The organism is Serratia sp. J2 (assembly GCF_046269175.1).
In the GTDB taxonomy this organism is placed as follows: domain Bacteria; phylum Pseudomonadota; class Gammaproteobacteria; order Enterobacterales; family Enterobacteriaceae; genus Chania; species Chania fonticola_C.
This window is the reverse complement of the sequence record NZ_JBKABN010000072.1, coordinates 1-3,105: the sequence shown is the minus strand read 5'-3', so window position 1 is coordinate 3,105 and position 3,105 is coordinate 1. Positions and strand designations below refer to the sequence as shown.

The following is a 3,105-nucleotide window of genomic DNA, read 5'->3' as shown; positions in this document are numbered from 1 at the left end:
GATAAAGCCGTAAAAACACCAGAAAACGTTCGGCTGACTTTTCCTCACCGGTTAATTTTCGTATATAGTGCCACGTCTGCGTACCCTGTCCCTTTACAATCATCCCGTCGCGCCGGGTTAACCAATCTGAATGCGGGTTTCTGCATAGCGAATACGTTTTCGCCTCGGGGTGGCGAGAAAATAAGCCAATGTCAGTGGGCCCAGTCGTCCCGTGATCATCAACACAATAAGCAGCAACTGCCCCGGCGTGCTTAATTCTGCGGTCAACCCGCGCGACAAACCGACCGTACTCAGGGCAGACACCACTTCAAAGACAATATCCAGCAACGGGGCTCGTTCCGTTATGGAAAGCACAAAGGTACTGGTAAAGACACACCCCATGGAAATAAACACCAAGGCCAGCGCTTTTAACACCAGGGAATGGGGCACGGTGCGTTGCAAAAGGGTGACCTCATCCCGCCGGCGCAAAAAGGTGTACGTGGCCATGATCAGGATCACAAACGTCCCGACCTTGATGCCACTAGCCGTACTCAACGAGCCTCCGCCAATAAACATCAATAACAATGTCAGAATATTGCTGGCGTCCGTCATCGCACGGTAATCCACGGTATTAAACCCCGCCGTTCTGGGTGTTACCGCCTGAAACCAGGCTGCCAGTGCCTGTTCTTTCAGCGGCATACTCCCCAGGGTAGCCGGGTTTCTGGCTTCCAACAGCCAGATCAGGCAAAAAGCGGACAGATTGATGATGAGCGTCGCCAACAGGATCACGCGGGTATTGGTGCTCAGTTGATACCAGTGACGGTGTTTTTTCAGGTCGATCAAGACGGAAAAGCCGATGCCGCCGATGATCAACAACGCCGTGATCACCAGGTTGACCGGTATGCTGCCGGCATAATGCATTAGACTGTCACTGTGCAAGGCAAAACCGGCATTGTTAAACGCAGAGACAGAGTAGAAGAACCCCCGGTATAACGCGTTGGAGAAGCCATACTCGGGCCACCATACGACAGTGAGCCCCCCCATACCTACCAGCTCAATCATCATCGAGAAGAACAGAACCGCCTTTGCTGTTTGTGTCACCTGTGCCAGGGACGTCTGGTTCAATGCCTCTTGGGCGATTTTTTGCTGAGAGAGGCCGACTTTAACCCCCAGGCTGGCGGCGGCGACCACGGCAAAGGTCATAAACCCCAAGCCGCCCGCCTGAATAAGCAAGGCAATCACACATTGGCCAAACAGCGTGAACTGCGTGCCCGTATCCACCACAATCAGACCGGTGACGGTCACGGCAGAGGTGGCGGTAAACAGCGCCTGCAGCACCGTGATGGGGTGACGCGTAGCTGCGGGCAACGATAACAGCAGAGCCCCAACAACGACCAGCGCCAGAAAGCCCAGCGCCAGCACCGTGGGAGGGCTCAATGTCAATGACCGTGCGTGCAACGACGGGGGACGTAAATAAGGCAGGTGTTGCGGTAACCAGTTCTTCATGTCAGCCCAACCTGGGTGCAAGTGATTTCAATATTGACAGCGGACCGGCCAATACCAGACAGTCATCCGTCGCCAACACAAAAGGGTCAGGGACAGGAGCCAGTAACTGGCTCTGTCTTTTGACCAGCACCGTTTTCACCTCGTGTCCCGTGCCTGTCAGCAAGGCCGACAGCGTCGTCCCTTCAAGGTGGCGATCCACCCGTACTTCGACCAGGTACAGGTTATGGCCGAGGAACAAATATTGGTTGATCATCGGGTAGACCAACGCCTGGGCCACTTTGATCCCCATTTCCTCTTCAGGGTGGATGATCCGGCTGACCCCCAAGCGAGACAGGATGGAATGGTGCGGTTTGGAACTGGCCTTGACCCACAGTTGTTGCACACCCAGATTTTTCAGATGCAGAACACACAGGATACTGGCCTCCAGGTTTTCACCGATGGCGACCAGAACCGCGTCATAGCGGCATAAATCGAGCTCGGCCAGCGCCTGTTCGTCGGTGGCATCGGCAATGACGGCATAGCTGAGTCTGTCTGCCAATCGATTAATATATTTGGGCTCAGCATCGACGCCCAGCACCTGATGCCCAAGCCGGATCAACTCAAGCGACGCCGTGGAGCCGAAGCGCCCCAGGCCAATAACGGCAAACTGTGCCATGAAACATGCTCCCTGGCTGAACTGTGCAGCCGGTGTGGGTCCTTTTTACACTGAGCTTGGGATGACCCGACTCAATCGGCCGCCATCTTGATGCAGACATCCCCTCGCAGTTTGTCTGTCATTCGTTGAACGTTATCAGGACATACGTCAAGAACAGCAGAATGAACAACATAATCACGCTAAAAAATCGCCAGCGGGCTTCGCTTTTTTGAACTCATGATATCGCTCCCTTTTTATTTTGCTATCAACAGACAGGCCAAACGGCCCAACCTTACTCCTCAGGCCGGTTGCCCCTCTGGCAACAGCGTGACCCAGGTGCTCGTCGCCGTAGTCCGGGTGATGTCGGCCCGCAGGTTTGCCTCGCGCAAGTGCGCCACAAACACCGCCGCCTCCCCCCACCTGAAACGGCAAAGTTGCGCAGAGCCTGATTGCTGTAATCCGATACCCTGTTTGCGCGGAGGGCTCTTTCAAAAGAATGAGTTCCTTGAAAATAGCAGCCATGTACGCCCCTATTCACAAAGAATTATCAGGTGGGGATATCGGATTTTGGGGCTGATGTAGTTGATCGTCAGCCAAAAAAACCACTATTCTCACAAGGAGAACAGTGGGTGTCAATTTGACCAACACCAGGAAATCTTATCATCCCTCTTACCTTATTCAGTTAAGAAGGTATTTCTGGTAAGTCAAACACACCTGAAAATAACTTGACTAATGTCAATAAAGTGGCTTAAAGATAGACTCGCTATGCTCTCGCAACAGGCAGCCTGGGATGCTGCACATCCGGTAGAGGCAGCGCAGCGTGACGTTGCTGCGGCAACCAGTGCGCTTAATGTGGCAAATGCAACAATCAATGCTGATAATACTCAAATTGCGGCCAATAATGCAGCTATTCAGTCTAAGCAGCAAACGGTTAATCAGCTCCAAGCTGAGCTGGCACCGAGACTCAAACAGTACGGATATTTTAT

General features: G+C 53.2%; 3 protein-coding genes and 1 pseudogene. 1 reads left to right on the top strand and 3 read right to left on the bottom strand.

What is annotated here, in order from left to right:
• Positions 1–117: 117 nt before the first annotated feature.
• The 3 genes from ACKWMY_RS27960 to ACKWMY_RS27950 all read right to left on the bottom strand — a co-directional run bounded on the left by ACKWMY_RS27960 (position 118) and on the right by ACKWMY_RS27950 (position 2,641).
• Positions 118–1,485 carry a TrkH family potassium uptake protein gene (locus tag ACKWMY_RS27960; protein WP_409487513.1) on the bottom strand — a complete coding sequence of 456 codons (1,368 nt, stop codon included), beginning with the start codon at positions 1,483–1,485 and terminating at the stop codon, positions 118–120.
• A gap of 1 nt (position 1,486) precedes the next feature.
• A complete protein-coding gene (locus tag ACKWMY_RS27955; protein ID WP_409487512.1) occupies positions 1,487–2,140 on the bottom strand; it encodes a potassium channel family protein in 654 nt (217 codons plus the stop codon).
• Positions 2,141–2,314: 174 nt separating this feature from the next.
• Entirely contained in the window at positions 2,315–2,641 is a 327-nt protein-coding gene (locus ACKWMY_RS27950; RefSeq protein ID WP_409487511.1) for a hypothetical protein, read from the bottom strand.
• Between the two features lie 243 nt (positions 2,642–2,884).
• On the opposite strand from ACKWMY_RS27950, the pseudogene ACKWMY_RS27945 reads away from it, so the two are divergent.
• Positions 2,885–3,105 (top strand): annotated as a pseudogene (locus tag ACKWMY_RS27945) (hypothetical protein); the annotation flags it as partial.